19 protein-coding genes and 1 tRNA gene are annotated in these 17075 nt (G+C 70.4%); 8 read left to right on the top strand and 12 right to left on the bottom strand.

Annotated features, from left to right (window positions below):
- Positions 1–4: 4 nt before the first annotated feature.
- Positions 5–664 (bottom strand): hypothetical protein, encoded by a 660-nt coding sequence (locus OHA05_RS06810; protein WP_328860065.1) that lies wholly within the window; start codon positions 662–664, stop codon positions 5–7.
- Positions 665–711: 47 nt separating this feature from the next.
- On the opposite strand from OHA05_RS06810, the gene OHA05_RS06815 reads away from it, so the two are divergent.
- Complete coding sequence (locus OHA05_RS06815) at positions 712–900, top strand: DUF5703 family protein (protein ID WP_005319466.1); 189 nt, start codon at positions 712–714, stop codon at positions 898–900.
- Positions 901–987: 87 nt separating this feature from the next.
- Here OHA05_RS06815 and OHA05_RS06820 read toward each other — a convergent pair whose 3' ends face one another.
- The 3 genes from OHA05_RS06820 to OHA05_RS06830 all read right to left on the bottom strand — a co-directional run bounded on the left by OHA05_RS06820 (position 988) and on the right by OHA05_RS06830 (position 3549).
- The gene (locus tag OHA05_RS06820; protein WP_328860066.1) at positions 988–1683 is read right to left on the bottom strand and encodes a chaplin family protein; all 696 of its coding nucleotides are present in this window, start codon (positions 1681–1683) and stop codon (positions 988–990) included.
- 140 nt (positions 1684–1823) lie between these two features.
- Complete coding sequence (gene chpH, locus OHA05_RS06825) at positions 1824–2057, bottom strand: chaplin ChpH (protein WP_313947288.1); 234 nt, start codon at positions 2055–2057, stop codon at positions 1824–1826.
- A gap of 166 nt (positions 2058–2223) precedes the next feature.
- On the bottom strand, positions 2224–3549 hold the full coding sequence (locus OHA05_RS06830; RefSeq protein ID WP_313947287.1) for a M20/M25/M40 family metallo-hydrolase: 1326 nt from the start codon (positions 3547–3549) through the stop codon (positions 2224–2226).
- 185 nt (positions 3550–3734) lie between these two features.
- Here OHA05_RS06830 and OHA05_RS06835 point away from each other — a divergent pair.
- A tRNA-Leu gene (locus tag OHA05_RS06835) sits at positions 3735–3822 on the top strand.
- Positions 3823–3915: 93 nt separating this feature from the next.
- Entirely contained in the window at positions 3916–4845 is a 930-nt protein-coding gene (locus OHA05_RS06840) for a pseudouridine synthase (RefSeq protein ID WP_328860067.1), read from the top strand.
- On the opposite strand, the gene OHA05_RS06845 is transcribed toward OHA05_RS06840, so the two are convergent.
- The 4 genes from OHA05_RS06845 to OHA05_RS06860 form a co-directional block, all read right to left on the bottom strand.
- The gene (locus OHA05_RS06845; protein WP_328860068.1) at positions 4830–5468 is read right to left on the bottom strand and encodes an MBL fold metallo-hydrolase; all 639 of its coding nucleotides are present in this window, start codon (positions 5466–5468) and stop codon (positions 4830–4832) included. The two genes, OHA05_RS06840 and OHA05_RS06845, sit on opposite strands and share 16 nt — an antisense overlap.
- Positions 5468–6553 (bottom strand): S-(hydroxymethyl)mycothiol dehydrogenase, encoded by a 1086-nt coding sequence (locus OHA05_RS06850; protein WP_313947284.1) that lies wholly within the window; start codon positions 6551–6553, stop codon positions 5468–5470. Before OHA05_RS06850 ends, OHA05_RS06845 begins: the two co-directional genes overlap by 1 nt.
- A gap of 124 nt (positions 6554–6677) precedes the next feature.
- A complete protein-coding gene (locus OHA05_RS06855; RefSeq protein ID WP_313947283.1) occupies positions 6678–8138 on the bottom strand; it encodes an amino acid permease in 1461 nt (486 codons plus the stop codon).
- A 223-nt stretch (positions 8139–8361) separates the two neighbouring features.
- A complete protein-coding gene (locus OHA05_RS06860; protein WP_313947282.1) occupies positions 8362–9063 on the bottom strand; it encodes a FadR/GntR family transcriptional regulator in 702 nt (233 codons plus the stop codon).
- A gap of 131 nt (positions 9064–9194) precedes the next feature.
- On the opposite strand from OHA05_RS06860, the gene OHA05_RS06865 reads away from it, so the two are divergent.
- A complete protein-coding gene (locus OHA05_RS06865) occupies positions 9195–9704 on the top strand; it encodes a gluconokinase (RefSeq protein WP_313947281.1) in 510 nt (169 codons plus the stop codon).
- 185 nt (positions 9705–9889) lie between these two features.
- Positions 9890–11287 carry a GntT/GntP/DsdX family permease gene (locus OHA05_RS06870; protein WP_328860069.1) on the top strand — a complete coding sequence of 466 codons (1398 nt, stop codon included), beginning with the start codon at positions 9890–9892 and terminating at the stop codon, positions 11285–11287.
- A 37-nt stretch (positions 11288–11324) separates the two neighbouring features.
- On the opposite strand, the gene OHA05_RS06875 is transcribed toward OHA05_RS06870, so the two are convergent.
- The 3 genes from OHA05_RS06875 to OHA05_RS06885 all read right to left on the bottom strand — a co-directional run bounded on the left by OHA05_RS06875 (position 11325) and on the right by OHA05_RS06885 (position 14450).
- Entirely contained in the window at positions 11325–11990 is a 666-nt protein-coding gene (locus tag OHA05_RS06875; protein WP_313947279.1) for a cytochrome b/b6 domain-containing protein, read from the bottom strand.
- Positions 11932–12597 carry a molybdopterin-dependent oxidoreductase gene (locus OHA05_RS06880; protein ID WP_313949075.1) on the bottom strand — a complete coding sequence of 222 codons (666 nt, stop codon included), beginning with the start codon at positions 12595–12597 and terminating at the stop codon, positions 11932–11934. Before OHA05_RS06880 ends, OHA05_RS06875 begins: the two co-directional genes overlap by 59 nt.
- Before the next feature lie 194 nt (positions 12598–12791).
- Positions 12792–14450, bottom strand: coding sequence for an FAD-binding dehydrogenase (locus tag OHA05_RS06885; protein ID WP_328860070.1), 1659 nt, complete (start codon positions 14448–14450; stop codon positions 12792–12794).
- Positions 14451–14563: 113 nt separating this feature from the next.
- Here OHA05_RS06885 and OHA05_RS06890 point away from each other — a divergent pair, with 113 nt between their 5' ends.
- The 3 genes from OHA05_RS06890 (at position 14564) to OHA05_RS06900 (ending at position 15890) form a co-directional block, all read left to right on the top strand.
- The gene (locus OHA05_RS06890; RefSeq protein ID WP_328860071.1) at positions 14564–15073 is read left to right on the top strand and encodes an NUDIX hydrolase; all 510 of its coding nucleotides are present in this window, start codon (positions 14564–14566) and stop codon (positions 15071–15073) included.
- Between the two features lie 104 nt (positions 15074–15177).
- Complete coding sequence (locus tag OHA05_RS06895; protein WP_313947276.1) at positions 15178–15576, top strand: YidH family protein; 399 nt, start codon at positions 15178–15180, stop codon at positions 15574–15576.
- Positions 15573–15890, top strand: coding sequence for a DUF202 domain-containing protein (locus OHA05_RS06900; protein ID WP_313947275.1), 318 nt, complete (start codon positions 15573–15575; stop codon positions 15888–15890). Before OHA05_RS06895 ends, OHA05_RS06900 begins: the two co-directional genes overlap by 4 nt.
- Positions 15891–16088: 198 nt before the next feature.
- Here the strand turns inward: OHA05_RS06900 and OHA05_RS06905 are convergent, their stop codons facing one another.
- Positions 16089–17024, bottom strand: a complete 936-nt coding sequence (locus tag OHA05_RS06905; RefSeq protein WP_328860072.1) for an NADP-dependent oxidoreductase — start codon at positions 17022–17024, stop codon at positions 16089–16091.
- Between the last annotated feature and the right edge of the window lie 51 nt (positions 17025–17075).

Below are 17075 nucleotides of genomic sequence, written 5' to 3' on the forward strand. Positions count from 1 at the left end.
GGCCTCAGCGCTCCACCTCGTCGAGGTCCTCCAGCTCTTCGCCCAGATCGTCCTCGTCGAAGACCGAGCTGACGTCGAACCGGCACACGATCCGCTCGGGAAGCGCCTGATCGAAGGGGGCGGTGAGCCATTCGCCGGGCTCGGGGACCTCGTCGGAGGCCGACACCCACAGCGTGGAGTCGCCCTCCTCCAGGCCGAACTCCTTGTGCCGGGAGGCGATTTCGTCCGGCTCGTACTCCCCGAAGAGCACTCCCAGGGCCGCGTGCACGCTGGTGCCGACGACCGGCACGTTCGCCGGGCGGTCCTCGTCGGTGTCCACGTCGGCGATGCGCTGTGCCTGGGAGAGCAGCCGCTGCGGCTCCACCACCGCGTAGTCGCGGCGGATCAGCACCGTGAGGGCGTTCGGCTCCTCGGGACCGGCGTACGGCGGCAGGGACTCGTCCGCGGCCGGGATCTCGAAGGGGGTGACCTCGTCGTAGCGGTCGTAGAGGCGCTCGTCGTACGCCTCGGCTGCGGCGGCCAGCTCGTTGAACGCGGTGTAGACGGCAGGATCGTCCTCGCCCGTGCGGTTCTCGACCGCCGCGAGGTGACGGTCCAGTGCGGCCTTGACCGCCTCGGCGGCGGCTCGTACCTCGTCAGCGGTGGGCTGCGCAGCATCAGACATAGTGCAGACGCTATCCGTACCGGGGCTCTGCCCGCACAATAGATGCGATGCCGGAATACGAATTTGTCGACGTGTACGTGCCGCGCGGGGTCTCCCGCAAGGAGGCGACGCGTCTGCTCACCGACCATGCCGAGTACGGACACTGGGAGTTGGACCGACTGAGTCTGCACCGGGACGGCAGTCGCAGAGTGCGGCTGCGCCGGCGCATCATCCGTCAGGTGCGCGCCACCTGGTGACAGCGCGGAGCGGGCCTCGTCGTGACGAGACCCGCTCCGTTTTGTCGTTCCTGCCGTTCCTGCCGTGCTGTGACCGCGTTGCTGCGCCTACGCGGCGGAGCGGGCGCGGCGGTAGAGCACCGCTCCCGCCAGCAGCATGCCCGCGCCCGCCGGGATCAGCAGGTCCATGGCGTCGGTGCCGGTCTGCGCGAGCTCTTCCGCACCTGCCGGGGTGAGGGTCTGCGCGTCGGGACCGTTCCGCACGGTGGGCGGCGCGTCGGCCGGCGGCACGGTGCGGGGCTGACCGGGCGGGTCGACGGTGCCCGGCTTCTCGGGCTTGTCGGGCCCGGGCTTCCCCGGAGTGCCGACCTCGCTGTCGTTGGCGCAGTCGTTGCCCAGGGCCGGGTTCAGCAGACCACCGATGGTGACGGTGTTCCCGCAGGCGTTCACGGGAATGTTCACCGGGGCATTGATGTGGTTGCCGGAGGCGACACCGGGAGAGTTCTCGGCTCCGCCGGTGCCGTGGGCACCACCCTTGCCGTGCTTCGACTTGGCCGGCCCGGACTTGTTGGCGCATTCGTTGCCGAACACCGGGTTCAGCAGACCGACGACGTTGACGGAATTGCCGCAGGCGTTCACGGGAACGTCGACCGGTACCTGGACCGCGTTTCCGGACCCGACGCCCGGAGAATTCGACGCGCCTCCGTGGGCCCCTGCATCCGCGTTCGCGTAACCGCCGCCGAGGGCGAGCACTCCGCCCGCCGCCGCCATGGTGATCAGGCCTTTGCGCGTGACCTGGCGCATAGGTTGAATCCTGCCTTCTTCAGGAATCCCCCGAGCCCTGTGCCCGGGGGCGGAAATACCCGGGCGGCCCCGGAGCGCATGGCGCGCACTCCGGGACCGCCCAGGTTCGAACCTCGACCCCGAGGGGGCGGGTCACAACATCAAGCGTTGACGCAGGTGTTGCCAAAGGCAGGGTTCAGGAGCCCGATCACGGAGACCGTATTGCCGCACACGTTCACCGGCACGTGGACAGGCACCTGGATGACGTTGCCGGACAGCACGCCGGGAGAGTGCACAGCGGCACCCTGCGCGCCCGAGTCGGCCATGGCCATACCCGCACCAGCGAGCACGAGACCACCAGTGGCAGCCGCAGCAGCGACGACCTTCTTGATCATTATTCCTCCTTGTTGGCAATGCGATCCCAGCCGCGGACCGCACCACCTGTAACGAGGAGAAACCGGCGGGGCTACGAGCCGGATGTTCCTTTCACTCTTTCCAGTCTCGTGCGTACGCACTGACGATTATTGGAGTTTCGTTTCAGCGGACCTCACCCGATCCGGTTCAGCACCGGTCGATGAAACGGTCAAGCACACGCACACCGAACTGCAGACCGTCCACCGGGACGCGCTCGTCCACCCCGTGGAACATGCCCGCGAAGTCCAGCTCCGGCGGCAGCTTGAGCGGGGCGAACCCGAAGCAGCGGATGCCGAGGTCGTCGAAGGACTTGGCGTCCGTGCCGCCGGAGAGCATGTACGGAACGGCCCGCGCGATCGGGTCCTCCGCCTTCAGCGCGACCTGCATCGCGTCCACGAGGTCGCCGTCGAAGCTCGTCTCCAGGGCCTTGTCCCCGTGCACGTCCTCGCGCCGGACGCGGGGGCCGAGCAGCCGGTCGAGATCGGCCAGGAACTCGTCCTCGTATCCCGGCAGGAAGCGCCCGTCGACATGGGCGGTCGCCTGCCCGGGGATGACGTTCACCTTGTAGCCGGCGCCGAGCATGGTGGGGGCCGCGGAGTTGCGCAGGGTCGCGCCGATCATCTTGGCGATGCCGCCGAGCTTGGCGAGCGTCGCGTCCATGTCCTCCGGGTCCAGCGGGGTGCCGAGCGCGTCGGAGAGCTCGTCGAGGAAGCCCCGGACGGTCTTGGTCATCCGCACCGGCCAGGTGTGGCGGCCGAGCCGCCCGACGGCCTCGCACAGCTCGGTGATGGCGTTGTCCTTGTTGGTCATCGAGCCGTGGCCGGCGGTGCCGTCCACGGTCAGGCGCATCCAGTGCATGCCCTTCTGCGCCGTCTCGACGAGGTAGAGCCGCAGGTTCTCGTTGACGGTGAAGGAGAAGCCTCCGACCTCGCCGATGGCCTCGGTGACGCCCTCGAAGAGTCCGGGGTGCTTGTCGACGAGGTGCCGCGCGCCCCAGGTGCCGCCCGCCTCCTCGTCGGCGAGGAACGCCAGCACGATGTCACGCGGGGGCTTGCGGCCGCTGCGCATCCGGTCCCGGATGACGGCGAGCGTCATCGCGTCCATGTCCTTCATGTCGACCGCGCCGCGGCCCCAGACGCAGCCGTCCGCGATCTCACCGGAGAACGGGTGGTGGGTCCAGTCGTCGGCGTTGGCCGGGACGACGTCGAGATGGCCGTGGATGAGCAGCGCGGGCCTCGACGGGTCCTCCCCCTCGATCCGGGCCACCGTGGAGGCGCGTCCCTGGTGGGACTCGAAGATCTGCGGTTCGACACCGACCTCGGCCAGCTTCTCCGCCACGTACTCCGCCGCGGCCCGCTCCCCCGGGCCCGAGTGGTCCCCGTAGTTGCTGGTGTCGATCCGGATCAGCTCACGGCAGAGGTCGACGACCTCGTCCTCGCCCGAGACGGTACGGGCCGCATTCGACTCGCTCACGCTGATTCCTCCCACTGTCGCTGCTGGTGGTTCCCCCTCATCCTCCCGCGCGCGGCCCCGGACCCCAAGGGCGGCTGTCCGCCGTCGCACGGCTTTCGCACGGCCGGGCGGGTGATCGGGCACAGCCGAATGTTTGCTATGGTTTTCCACGTCGGAACGGCCCAGCGCCGGACGGCAGACACCTTGTCCGGGTGGCGGAATGGCAGACGCGCTAGCTTGAGGTGCTAGTGCCCTTTATCGGGCGTGGGGGTTCAAGTCCCCCCTCGGACACCAGCAAAGATCCCCGCGGTTCTCCGCGGGGATCTTTTTGTCTGCGCTCCCCCGGGCGCCGGTTCCGGGACGGGGGGCTGCGCTTACAGTCACCGGGTGAGACGCAGACACAAGGCCCCGCCGTCGCCGCTGCCCCAGCGGGACGGGATCGACCCGGTGCGCCTGCGGCTGCCCGCCGACCCGGACGGCGCCTGGAAGACGGTCCGCGATCATGTCGCGGCGCGGTACGCGGGCGCCGTCGGGACCGAGAAGATCGACGCGCTGTTCCGGGAGGGCCGCATCGTCGGCACGGACGGGCCGGTCGCCGCGGACGAGCCGTACGCCCCGGGGCGGTATCTCTGGTTCCACCGGGACTTCGCGCCCGAGGAGCGCGTCCCGTTCGAGGTGGGGATCGTGCATCGCGACGAGCGTCTGGTCGTCGCCGACAAGCCGCACTTCCTCGCCACCACACCGCGCGGCCGGCATGTCACCGAGACCGCTCTCGCCCGGCTGCGGCGCGATCTCGGGCTGCCGCAGCTGCAGCCGGCCCACCGGCTCGACCGGCTGACCGCGGGCCTCGCGCTGTTCGTCGTGCGGCCCGGGGACCGTGGGGCGTATCAGACGATGTTCCGTGACCGGCTGGTGCGCAAGGAGTACGAGGGGGTGGCGGCCCACGATCCGGCCGTCACGCTGCCGGTCACCGTGCGCAGCCGGATCGTGAAGGACCACGGGGTGATGGCCGCCCGCGAGGTGGCGGGCGAGCCGAACAGCGAGAGCCGGATCGAGCTGCTGGAGCACCGCGAAGGGCTCGGCCGGTACCGGCTGCTGCCGGCCACCGGCCGCACCCATCAGCTACGGGTCCATATGAACCGGCTCGGGCTGCCGCTGCTGAACGATCCGCTCTTCCCGGTGGTCCGGGAGCCGGGGCCGGACGACTACGCCGAGCCCCTTCAGCTCCTCGCCCGGGTGCTGGAGTTCACCGACCCCGTCACCGGGGAGCCGCTCCGCTTCGAGAGCGGGCTGCGGCTGACTCAGTGGCCCCGCTGAATCCACTCCTTCAGATGCGGCGACTCCTCGCCGACGGTCGTCGGGTCGCCGTGGCCGGTGCGGACCACGGTGTCCGGCGGCAGGGTCAGCAGCCGCTGCCTGATCGACTCGACGATGGTCGGGAAGTGCGAGAAGGACCGGCCGGTGGCGCCGGGGCCGCCCTGGAAGAGGGTGTCCCCGGTGAAGACCGTGGACAGCTCGGGGGCGTGGAGACAGACCGCGCCGGGGGCGTGGCCCGGGGTGTGCAGCACGGTCAGTTCCACTCCCGCGACGGTGAGCGTCTGACCGTCGGCCAGCTCGCCGTCGGGGGCGCGGTCGGGATGCGTCTGCTTCCACAGCGGGAGGTCGTCGGGGTGCAGCAGGATCGGCGCGCCCGTGGCCGCGGCGAGCGCGGGGGCCGCGTCGATGTGGTCGTTGTGGGCGTGGGTGCAGACGATGGCGACGAGCGTGCGTCCGCCGAGGGCCGCCTCGATCGCCGCGGCGTCGTGCGCGGCGTCGATGACGACGGCCTCGGAATCGTCGCCCACGATCCACACGTTGTTGTCGACGTCCCAGGTGCCGCCGTCGAGGGAGAAGGTGCCGGAGGTGACGAGGTGGTCGATCCTGACGTTCGAAGAGGTCATCAGAGCCGCACCACCGAACGCAGCACGTCGCCCTCGTGCATCCGGGCGAAGGCCTTCTCGACATCACCGAGCCCGATGGTCTCGGTGACGAACGCCCCGAGGTCGATGCGGCCCTGCTGGTGCAGATCGATCAGCATCGGGAAGTCCCGGGACGGCAGACAGTCGCCGTACCAGGAGGACTTGAGGGCGCCGCCGCGGCCGAAGACGTCGAGGAGCGGCAGTTCCAGCTTCATGTCCGGGGTGGGGACGCCGACGAGGACGACCGTGCCGGCCAGATCGCGGGCGTAGAAGGCCTGTTGGTAGGTCTCCGGGCGGCCGACCGCCTCGATGACGACATCGGCGCCGAAGCCGCCGGTGAGTTCGCGGATCGCCTCGACGGCGTCGGCGGAGCCGGAGTTGACCGTGTGGGTCGCGCCCATCTTCTTCGCCGTCTCGAGCTTGCGGTCGTCGATGTCGACGGCGATGATCCGGGCCGCGCCCGCGAGCCGTGCGCCGACGACCGCCGCGTCGCCCACACCGCCGCAGCCGATGACGGCGACGGTGTCACCGCGGCCCACGTTGCCGGTGTTGACGGCGGCGCCGATGCCGGCCATCACTCCGCAGCCGAGGAGACCCGCGACGGACGCGGAGACGGCCGGGTCGACCTTGGTGCACTGCCCTGCCGCGACGAGGGTCTTCTCGGCGAACGCGCCGATACCCAGGGCCGGGGAGAGTTCGGTGCCGTCCGTCAGGGTCATCTTCTGGCGGGCGTTGTGGGTGTCGAAGCAGTACCAGGGACGGCCGCGCCGACAGGCGCGGCAGCGGCCGCAGACGGCCCGCCAGTTGAGGATGACGAAGTCACCGGGCGACACCTCGGTGACGTCCGGGCCGACCGCCTCCACGACACCCGCGGCCTCGTGGCCGAGGAGGAAGGGGAAGTCGTCGTTGATCCCGCCCTGCTTGTAGTGCAGATCGGTGTGGCAGACCCCGCACGCCTGCACCTGCACCACGGCCTCGCCCGGACCGGGGTCCGGGACGACGATCGTCTCCACCCGCACCGGTTCGTTCTTTCCGGGTGCGATCACACCTTGCACCTGCTGCGACATCGAGAACCTGCCCTTCTTCGCACGTCGGTCGACCCCCACTATGGACCGTCACGGTGGCGCTCGGCGACGAGCAGGAGGGGCCCCGCGGAAATCTTCCGCGGGGCCCCTCGTGTGCGTGTTCGGCTCAGGCGTCCTGGCGCTCGGCCGCGAGGTCCCTGACCCGGCCGCGGACGACGTACCAGCCGCCGACCAGTGCCGCGGCGATCAGCGGCAGGAACATCACGGTCGTCCGGCCGACGCCGCCGCCCCACCACATCAGGAAGGCCACACCGGCGAGGAAGAGCAGGGTGACGATCTGGGTGTACGGGGCCCAGGGCAGCCGGTACGACGGCCGGGTGACGCGTCCGTCCTGCGAGCGGTGCCAGAACAGCAGCGAGCAGAGCATGATCATGCCCCAGGTGCCGAGGATGCCGATCGAGGCGAAGTTCAGGACGATCTCGAAGGCCTGCCCGGGCATGAGGTAGTTGAGGCCGACGCCGAGCACGCCGAAGCCGGCGGTCAGCAGGATGCCGCCGTAGGGGACCTGGCCCTTGTTCATCCGGCCGGTGAAGCGGGGCGCGGAGCCCGCGAGCGCCATGGAGCGCAGGATGCGGCCGGTGGAGTACAGGCCGGAGTTGAGGCTGGAGAGGGCGGCGGTGAGGACGACGAGGTTCATCACGCCGGCCGCGCCCGGGACGCCGAGCTTGTCCATGACGGTGACGAAGGGGCTCTCGTCGCCGGAGTACGCGGTGTACGGCAGCAGCAGCGCGAGGAGCACGACGGAGCCGACGTAGAACAGGCCCACACGCCACATGATCGAGTTGATCGCCTTGGGCATGATCTTCTCGGGGTTCTCGGTCTCACCGGCGGCGACGCCGCAGAGCTCGACGGAGGCGTAGGCGAAGACGACGCCCTGGATCACCAGCAGCATCGGCAGCATGCCCACGGGGAAGATGCCGCCGCCGTCGGCGATGGTGGAGAAGCCGGGGGTGTGGCCGTCGACGGGGTGCTGGGTGACCACGAGGTAGATGCCCACGAGCATGAAGGCGACGAGCGCGGCGACCTTGATGATCGCGAACCAGAACTCCATCTCGCCGAAGTACTTCACCGAGATGAGGTTCGCGGTGAGGACGACGGCGAGGGCTATCAGCGCGAGCACCCACTGCGGGACGTCGCTGAACATGGCCCAGAAGTGGGCGTAGGTCGCGGCCGCGGTGATGTCGGCGATGGCGGTGGTGGACCAGTTGAGGAAGTACAGCCAGCCGGCCGCGTAGGCGCCCTTCTCGCCCATGAACTCACGGGCGTAGGAGACGAAGGCTCCGGACGAGGGACGGTAGAGGACGAGCTCACCGAGCGCGCGCACGACGAAGAAGGCGAAGACGCCGCAGACCGCGTAGGCGATGGCGAGCGAGGGGCCCGCTCCGGCCATTCTGCCGCCCGCTCCGAGGAACAGACCGGTGCCTATCGCTCCGCCGATGGCGATCATGCTGATGTGGCGGGACTTCAGGTCCTTGCTGTAGCCGGCGTCGCCGGCGTCCACGTGGGGGGTGCTCGTCGCCGGTACCCCGGCGGCGGGCTTCTCGGCCGCGGTGATGCGGTCACTCATGGAGGGGATTCGCCTTCGTGAGGGGGGAGGTGTGCGGTCCCGGCCGTAGCCGGTGGGGGGTCGTCACCTGGGCATGGGCCCGACGGCACATCATCAAGGCAACCCTGGGATTTTGGCAGTGGCCTATCTCACGAAGCGATATATCTGAGGTGTTTCTGAGGTTGCAGCAAGGTAAACCAAGGTCATCATCACTCGACGTATGACCCGGGGTTACCGAGGGGCCTCAGGGTGCGAGCACGTCCAGTTCAGCCAGGGCGCCCACCGCGATCTCCCGGGTGATCTCCTCGGCGCGCGCCGCGTCGCCTTCGCGAACGGCCTCGGCAACCTGCACATGCAGGGTCACGGCCGCCGGATCGGGGTCGTCGAACATCACATGGTGGTGCGTACGCCCCGCGAGCACCTCGGCGACGACATCACCGAGGCGCGCGAACATCTCGTTGCCCGACGCTTCGAGGACGATCCGGTGGAAGGCGATGTCGTGCCGCAGATAGCCCTCGAGCTGGTGGCCCCGGGAGGTGGCGACCATGCCGAGCGCGCACTCGGTGAGGGCGGCACACTGCTCGGGCGTGGCATGGCGGGCGGCGAGGCCCGCGGCGACCGGCTCGACGGCGGAGCGGAGCACGGTCAGTGAGCGCAGCTGGCGCGGCCGGTCGGCGCCGGCCAGTCGCCAGCGGATGACCTGCGGGTCGTAGACGTTCCACTCCTCGGTGGGGCGGACGGTCACACCGACCCGGCGCCGGGACTCCACCAGGTGCATGGATTCGAGGACGCGGACGACTTCGCGGACGACCGTACGGGAGACGTCGAAGCGCTGAGCGACCTCGTCGGTGCGCAAAACGCTGCCCTGCGGGTACTCGCCGGCTGTGATCGCGAGGCCGAGGGTGTCCAGAACATGTGTGTGGAGGCCCCGGCCCGCTGTGGTCATGGGTTCAGCGTACGGGGCAGAGATCGGGAAGAAAAAGTATGACGTTTATGTCTCACACTCTTGAATACGTCGTACCTAATGGGTTTCAGTAGCGCGACGGACCGATGTCGACGAAGACAGCGAGGCAGGCAATGAGCACCCCCCACGTCGTGGTGGTCATGGGAGTGACCGGGACCGGAAAGACCACCATCGGTCCGCTGGTCGCCGAAGCTCTGGGCGTTCCGTACGCCGAGGGCGACGACTTCCATCCCCCGGCCAACATCGCCAAGATGTCGGCCGGCACACCGCTGGACGACGCCGACCGGTGGCCCTGGCTCGACGCGATCGGTCAGTGGGCGCTCAGCAGGGCGGGCAAGGGCGGAGTCGTGTCCAGCTCCGCCCTCAAGCGCGCCTACCGCGACCGTCTGCGCGCGGTCGCCCCGGACGCCGTCTTCCTCCATCTCACCGGTGACCGCGAGCTGATCGAACGGCGGATGACCGAGCGCAAGGGGCACTTCATGCCCACGAAGCTGCTCGATTCGCAGTTCGCCACGCTCCAGCCGCTGGAGGACGACGAGGCGGGCGTCTCCGTCGATGTGTCCGGCAGCCCCGAGGAGATCACCGATCGGGCCGTCGCCGCGCTGCGCCGGCTCGACGCGTGAGCATGGCGCAGGCGCACGACGCGTTGGCGCAGGCGCACGACGCGTGAGCCCAACACCTGTGCGCGGCACGGCGAGTGAGCGCCTGCTCGATGAGTCGGCGCCTGCTCGACGCGTGAGCGCCGCGCCTTCCGTCTCCTCGACCCCCGTCCCCCGTCCCCCGACGTTCCCTTCAGTAAGGACCCACCGTGACCAGTCTCAGTGTCGAGATGCTGGCAGCGGACGCCGTCGAACCGATCACCTCGGCAGGCAATGCCCAGCTCGGGATAGCCGTTCTCGCGGGCATCGCCGTCATCGTCCTGCTCATCACCAAGTACAAGCTGCACGCGTTCCTGGCCCTGACCATCGGATCGCTGGCGCTCGGAGCGTTCGCCGGCGCACCGCTGGAAAAGACGATCCTGTCGTTCACCGCGGGCCTCGGCACCACGGTCGCCGGGGTCGGCGTGCTCATCGCGCTCGGCGCGATCCTCGGCAAGCTGCTCGCCGACTCGGGCGGTGCGGACCAGATCGTCGACACGATCCTCGCCAAGGCCAAGGGGCGCGCGATGCCCTGGGCCATGGTGCTGATCGCCTCGGTGATCGGACTGCCGCTGTTCTTCGAGGTCGGCATCGTGCTGCTGATCCCGGTCGTCCTGCTCGTCGCCAAGCGCGGCAACTACTCCCTGATGCGGATCGGCATTCCCGCACTCGCCGGTCTGTCGGTGATGCACGGACTGATTCCGCCGCACCCCGGCCCCCTGGTGGCCATCGACGCGATCGGCGCCAATCTGGGCGTCACCCTCGCGCTCGGCGTGCTCGTCGCCATCCCGACGGTGATCATCGCGGGTCCGGTCTTCTCGCGGTACGCGGCCCGTTGGGTCGACATCCCGGCGCCCGAGAAGATGATCCCGACCCGCCCCTCCGAGGACCTGGAGCGGCGTCCCGGCTTCGCCGCGACGGTGGCCACCGTGCTGCTGCCCGTGGTCCTGATGCTCGTCAAGGCGCTGGTGGAGATCGTCGTCGACGATCCCGACAACGCTGTCCAGCGGGTCACCGACGTCATCGGCTCGCCGCTGATCGCACTGCTCGCCGCGGTGATCGTCGGCATCTTCACCCTGGGCCGCGCGGCCGGCTTCACCAAGGAGCGGATCTCGACGACGGTCGAGAAGTCGCTCGCCCCCATCGCGGGCATCCTGCTGATCGTCGGCGCCGGTGGCGGTTTCAAGCAGACGCTGATCGACGTCGGGGTGGGCCAGATGATCCTGGACTACTCCAAGGACTGGGCGATCCCGACCCTGCTGCTCGCCTGGCTGATCGCGGTGGCGATCCGGCTGGCGACCGGCTCGGCCACGGTCGCGACGATCTCCGCCGCCGGACTGGTGGCACCGCTCGCCGCCGACATGTCGACGACCGAATCGGCCCTGCTGGTCCTGGCGATCGGCGCCGGCTCGCTCTTCTTCAGCCATGTCAACGACGCCGGATTCTGGCTGGTGAAGGAGTACTTCGGGATGACCGTGGGACAGACCATCAAGACCTGGTCGGTGATGGAGACCATCATCTCGGTGGTCGGCATCGGCTTCGTCCTGCTGCTGTCACTGATTCTGTAGCGGGGATCGAGCAGCGGGACGCCCGAGGGGCCGGCGGTCAGTCGTCGTCCGGATCCCACAACGGGTGTTCCCGGCGGGCCCACGGGCGTTCGACCGACCCGGTGCGCATGCCACGGCGTGCCTCCGGGTCGGCGAACGCCATGCCGATGTGCCCGATCAGCACGATCCCGATGGCGAGTGCCAGCCAGTCGTGCACAAAGGTGGCGCTCGTACGCCACACCAGCGGCGTGAGATGCGTGAACCACATCATCAGGCCGGTCCCGGCCATGATCAGTACCGCGCCCGCGATCCAGGCGGCGTAGATCTTCTGCCCGGCGTTGAACTTCGCCGCCGGCCGCGACCCGGGACGCGCGTCGCGGCGCCGCACCGCCCGCAGCCACGTGCGGTCGTGCGGCCCGAAGCGGTTGAGCCGGCCGAGGTCCTTGCGGAGCGCCTTCGAGGCGAGTCCCAGCAGGAGCGGGACCGGGATGAGGATGCCCGACCACTCGTGGACGGTCACCACCAGATGACGGCGGCCGACGAGTTCGGCCAGCTGCGGGACGTAGAGGCAGGCCGCCGTCGCCACGCACAGCAGCATCAGTGCGGCGGTGGTGCGGTGCACCCAGCGCTCGGCGCGGCTGAACCGCCGTACGATCGCGGGCCGTTCAGACGGTGGGTGTGTCGGTGCGGCCGTTGGACCGGCCGACCCAGGCGTCGACGTCATAGCCCCGCTCCTCCCAGTAGCCGGGCCGGACGTCGGAGGTGACCGAGATCCCGGAAAGCCATTTCGCCGACTTGTAGAAGTACATCGGCGCCACATAGAGCCGCACCGGGCCGCCGTGGGAGTGGCTGACCGGCTTGTCCTGCATCCGCAGGGCCACCAGGACGTCGTCCCGGCGGGCCTGCGGAAGCGTGAGGCTCTCGCTGTACGTGCCGTCGAAGCAGGTGAAGCGGATCGCCTTGCCCTCCGGCCGTACGCCCGCCGCGTCCAGCAGCAGTGAGAGCTTGACGCCGGAGAAGGCGGTGTCGGGGACCCGCCACCCGGTGACGCACTGGACGTCACGCACCACACGGGTCTGCGGCAGACCGCGCAGAGCGTCGAGGGTGTACGTCGCCGGACGGTCGACCAGCCCGTCGACCGTCAGCCGGTAGTTCCGCTCGTCCTTGTGCGGTACGGAGGAGGCGACCGAGTAGTAGCGGAAGCCCCCGCCGTTGGGGAGCAGGCCCGTGAGCCCGGTGGGGTCGTTGTCGGAGGCCGCGCCCAGGAAGGATTCGAGGCCGCGCTGGAGGTACGGCGCGGTGGCGACCCCGACGGCACCGAGCCCGAGCATGCCGAGCACCAGACGGCGCCCGACGGGGGCGCCCTCGGTGTCGGAGTGTTTGTCGGTCACCCTTCGATTCGAGCACTTGGGGAGCGCGGAAGCCAGGGAAACCGGGATCCGTCAGGGTTTCGTCATACGCGGGCGGACAGCGGAGGGCGCGGGCCCGCCCGCCGCGTACGACCGGAGACGACGTCCCCGGCGTTTCAGCCGACCGCCTTCGCCGCGGCCCGCCCGGCCGCCCGGCCGGAGAAGATGCAGCCGCCGAGGAAGGTGCCCTCCAGTGAGCGGTAGCCGTGCACACCGCCGCCGCCGAAGCCGGCCGCCTCGCCCGCCGCGTACAGCCCGGCCAGCGGTTCGCCGCCGGGGGCCAGGACCCGTGAGGACAGATCCGTCTCCAGGCCGCCGAGCGACTTGCGGGTGAGGATGTTCAGCCGGACGGCGATCAGCGGGCCGGCCTTCGGGTCGAGGATGCGGTGCGGGGTCGCCGTCCGGATGAGCTTGTCGCCGAGGTACTTGCGGGCCCCGCGGATGGCCGTGACCTGGAGGTCCTTGGTGAAGGGGTTTCTGATCTCGCGGTCCCTGGCGGTGATCTCGCGGCGCAGCTCGGCCTCGTCGATCAGCGGCTCCTTGGTGAGGGCGTTCATGCCGCGGACGAGGGAGGTGAGGTCGTTCTCGACGACGAAGTCGACGCCGTTGTCCATGAACGCCTTCACCGGGCCCGGGACGTCGGCGCGGGCCCGGCCGATCACGTCCCGTACCGACTTCCCGGTCAGATCGGGGTTCTGCTCGGACCCCGAGAGCGCGAACTCCTTGCCGATGATCTTCTGGTCGAGCACGAACCAGGTGTAGTCGTACCCCGAGTGCATGATGTGTTCGAGCGTGCCGAGGGTGTCGAAGCCGGGGAAGAGCGGGACGGGCAGCCGCTTGCCGCGCGCGTCGAGCCAGAGGGACGAAGGGCCGGGCAGGATGCGGATGCCGTGCCTGGCCCAGATGGGGTTCCAGTTCTCGATGCCTTCGGTGTAGTGCCACATGCGGTCGCGGTTGATGTGGCTCGCGCCCGCGCGCTCCGCGATACCGAGCATCAGCCCGTCGACGTGCGCGGGCACACCGGAGAGCATCTTCTCGGGCGGGGTGCCGAGACGGTCCGGCCACTGGGCGCGCACGAGGTCGTGGTTGCCGCCGATGCCGCCCGAGGTGACGATCACCGTCTGCGCGCGGAACTCGAAGGCTCCGGCGACCTCGCGGCTGCTCGCGGTGCCGCGGTCGGCGCCGGACGGCTCCAGCACTTCGCCGCTGACGGTGTCGAGAGTGCCGTCACTGCCGGTCAGGCCGGTGACGCGGTGGCGGAACCTCAGCTGCACGAGGCCGCGTGCGACGCCTTCCCTGACCCGCCGTTCGAAGGGGGCGACGACGCCCGGGCCGGTTCCCCAGGTGATGTGGAAGCGGGGCACCGAATTGCCGTGCCCGGTGGCGTCGTAGCCGCCGCGTTCCGCCCAGCCGACCACCGGGAAGAAGCGCATGCCCTGTGCGTGCAGCCAGGACCGCTTCTCGCCGGCCGCGAAGTCGACGTACGCCTCGGCCCACCGGCGCGGCCACCGGTCGTCGTCCTCGCGGTCGAAGCCGGCGGTGCCCAGCCAGTCCTGGAGGGCCAACTCCCGGCTGTCCCTGATCCGCATCCGGCGCTGCTCGGGCGAGTCGACGAAGAACAGCCCGCCGAAGGACCAGTGCGCCTGACCGCCGATGGACTGCTCCGGCTCCTGGTCGAGGAGGATCACCTTGCGTCCGGCGTCGACGAGTTCGGCGGTGGCCACCAGACCGGCGAGCCCCGCCCCGATCACGATCACATCAGCGTCGTACGCCATGGGTTCCATCCTTGTCCGGCCGGTACGGGGCGAGTTCGGTGGTCCGATCTTCGGTACGGGCCAGTAACTAGTCAACAGCTGAGGCGTCCCGGCCTCGGTGGTTGGATGGCCGGATGAGTTCCGCGGACGAAATCCTGGACATCGTCGACGCCTCGGACCGGGTCGTCGGGCAGGCCCGGCGCGGCGACGCCTATGCGCGAGGCCTGCGGCACCGCTGTGTGTTCATCCAGGCGAGAGACGCACAGGGCCGGGTCTTCGTGCACCGAAGGACGCCGACGAAGCTGGTCTTCCCCTCGCTGTACGACATGTTCGTGGGCGGTGTGGTCGGCGCCGGCGAGGCGTACGACGACGCGGCGCTGCGGGAGGCGGAGGAGGAACTGGGCGTCTCCGGCCTCCCCCGCCCGGCACCGCTGTTCCGCTTCCTGTACGAGGACGGCCCCCGCACCTGGTGGTCGGCCGTGTACGAGGTGCGCTGCGAACTGCCGGTGAACCCCCAGCAGGAGGAGGTCGCGTGGCACGCCTTCCTGCCGGAGGCGGAGCTGGAGCGGCGCCTGGACGAATGGACGTGGGTGCCGGACGGGCTGGCGGCGTACGAGCGGCTGCGGGCGCACCGCGGGGCCTGACGGCACTCGTCGCGGTGAGAGCGCCCGCCGGCGGGGCGCGACGCGGCCCGGCCGCGGGCAGGCGGGACCGAGGGCGGTGCGAACCCGTGGGTAAGGTGCCGGACGTGGACGATTTCGTGCGGAGTGTACGGCTGTGGTTTGCGCCTCAGCGGGCGCGTGAGGAGGGCGAGACCCCCGACTACCGGTTCTCGCTCGCCAACGAGCGGACCTTCCTCGCCTGGCTCCGTACGGCTCTCGCGCTCATCGGCGGCGGATTCGCGGTCGATCAGTTCCTGCCCGATCTGCGGTGGGGCGTACGGGCGGGCATGGCGATCGGGCTGCTGGTCGCCGGGGTGCTGTGCGCGCTGCGGGCCGTCAACCACTGGGTGCGCTGCGAGCGCGCCATGCGGCGGGGTGAGGACCTTCCCGTGTCCCGCTTCCCGGCGCTGCTGAGCCTGGTGATCGCGGTCGTCGCCGTCGCCATGATCGTGGTGGTGCTTCTCGGCTGGGAGGGCGGCAGTTGACCGCCGTGCCGGAGCGCGATCCGGGGTTGCAGCCCGAGCGGACCCGGCTGGCGTGGCGCCGGACCACGCTGTCGTTCACGGTGGCGGCGGTCCTCGCGGCACGGCAGGCGGCCGGTGGTGATCCCGGCCCGGCTGGACTGATCGCGGTGGCGCTGAGCGTGCTGGTGTGGCTGGTGTTCCTGCGGCTGGCCCATGCCCGGCTGCGCGTACTGGGGGCCGCGCACCGGCCCGCGGTGCTGTCGGCGCGGGGGGCGCTGGGCGCCGTGGCGTGCACGGTCGCCCTGGCCGCGTTCGCCGTGGCGGTGGTGATCTGAGCGGGATCTCGCGTTGAGTCCGGCCGCGGTGTGAGCGGGCCGCGGCCCGCCGACGCCCGGTGCTCCGAACCGGGCCGCGCGTCGTCCGGCCGTGGTGTGCGCCGACAGCACGCAATGAGCCGCCACCTGTCAGCGGGCGGTGCTCCGAACCGGACGCGCGTCGAGTCCTGCCACGCCTCCGCGACCGCGCTCCGAGCGTCAGGCGTCCCAGTCGACGGTCACGACGATCTTGCCGCGGGTGTGGCCCTCCGCGCTGAGGACATGGGCCTGCGCCGCCTGCTCCAGAGGGAAGGTCCGGTCCACATGGACGCTCACCGCCCCCTGCTGGGCGAGTTCTCCGAGGGCCGCGAGGTCCGCCGCGTCCGGCCGCACCCAGCAGTAGCGGCCGCCGAGTGCGAGCACCTCGGCGTCCGCGATGGAGGCGAGCCGCCCTTCGGGCGCGAGGACCTGGACCGAGGCCTTGAGCGCATCGCCGCCGATGGTGTCGAAGACCGCCTCGACGCCGTCGGGTGCGAGTGCCCGCACCCGGTCCGCCAGGCCCTCGCCGTACGTCACCGGTTCCGCGCCGAGTTCCCTGAGGTGGTCGTGGTTGCGCTCGCTCGCCGTGCCGATGACGCGCGCGCCCGCGTGCTTCGCGAGCTGTACCGCGATGGAGCCCACCCCACCCGCCGCCGCATGGATCAGAACGGTGTCCGAGCTGCCGATCTTCAGCGCCTTGTGGAGCACCTGGTAGGCGGTGAGACCGGCGAGCGGCAGTCCGGCGGCCTCCTCGAAGCTCAGCCGCAGCGGCTTGCGGGCCAGGGTGCGGACGGGAGCGGCGACGTACTCGGCGAAGGTGCCGCGGGAGAGGAAGTCCTCGCGTACGTACCCCATGACCTCGTCACCGACGGCGAACTCGGTGACGGCGAAGCCGGGTTGGACCACGACCCCCGAGACGTCCCAGCCGGGCACCACCGGGAAGACGGTGTCGAGGAGGCTGTCGAGGTGTCCCTCGCGGGCGTGCCGGTCGACGGGGTTGACCGCGGCGGCGCGCACCTTCACGAGGACCGAGTCCGGTCCCACCTTCGGCTCGGGGCGCTCCGTGTACTCCAGGACATCGGGGCCGCCGAAGCTGCTGTAACTGATCGCCTTCATGATCCGACCCTCGGCGCTCCCCGGCACCGGCGCAAGCGTGGGCCCGGCGTG

It is taken from the genome of Streptomyces sp. NBC_00306, from assembly GCF_036169555.1.
GTDB classification, from domain to species: Bacteria; Actinomycetota; Actinomycetes; order Streptomycetales; family Streptomycetaceae; genus Streptomyces; species Streptomyces achmelvichensis.

Excerpts from the sequence above, each read along its gene's own strand:
- OHA05_RS06810 (WP_328860065.1), bottom strand. The coding sequence starts at position 664 with ATGTCTGATGCTGCGCAGCCCACCGCTGACGAGGTACGAGCCGCCGCC.
- OHA05_RS06815 (WP_005319466.1), top strand. The coding sequence starts at position 712 with ATGCCGGAATACGAATTTGTCGACGTGTACGTGCCGCGCGGGGTCTCC.
- OHA05_RS06820 (WP_328860066.1), bottom strand. The coding sequence starts at position 1,683 with ATGCGCCAGGTCACGCGCAAAGGCCTGATCACCATGGCGGCGGCGGGC.
- chpH (WP_313947288.1), bottom strand. The coding sequence starts at position 2,057 with ATGATCAAGAAGGTCGTCGCTGCTGCGGCTGCCACTGGTGGTCTCGTG.
- OHA05_RS06845 (WP_328860068.1), bottom strand. The coding sequence starts at position 5,468 with ATGACCTCTTCGAACGTCAGGATCGACCACCTCGTCACCTCCGGCACC.
- OHA05_RS06850 (WP_313947284.1), bottom strand. The coding sequence starts at position 6,553 with ATGTCGCAGCAGGTGCAAGGTGTGATCGCACCCGGAAAGAACGAACCG.
- OHA05_RS06855 (WP_313947283.1), bottom strand. The coding sequence starts at position 8,138 with ATGAGTGACCGCATCACCGCGGCCGAGAAGCCCGCCGCCGGGGTACCG.
- OHA05_RS06860 (WP_313947282.1), bottom strand. The coding sequence starts at position 9,063 with ATGACCACAGCGGGCCGGGGCCTCCACACACATGTTCTGGACACCCTC.
- OHA05_RS06865 (WP_313947281.1), top strand. The coding sequence starts at position 9,195 with ATGAGCACCCCCCACGTCGTGGTGGTCATGGGAGTGACCGGGACCGGA.
- OHA05_RS06875 (WP_313947279.1), bottom strand. The coding sequence starts at position 11,990 with ATGACGTCGACGCCTGGGTCGGCCGGTCCAACGGCCGCACCGACACAC.
- OHA05_RS06880 (WP_313949075.1), bottom strand. The coding sequence starts at position 12,597 with ATGCTCGGGCTCGGTGCCGTCGGGGTCGCCACCGCGCCGTACCTCCAG.
- OHA05_RS06885 (WP_328860070.1), bottom strand. The coding sequence starts at position 14,450 with ATGGCGTACGACGCTGATGTGATCGTGATCGGGGCGGGGCTCGCCGGT.
- OHA05_RS06890 (WP_328860071.1), top strand. The coding sequence starts at position 14,564 with ATGAGTTCCGCGGACGAAATCCTGGACATCGTCGACGCCTCGGACCGG.
- OHA05_RS06905 (WP_328860072.1), bottom strand. The coding sequence starts at position 17,024 with ATGAAGGCGATCAGTTACAGCAGCTTCGGCGGCCCCGATGTCCTGGAG.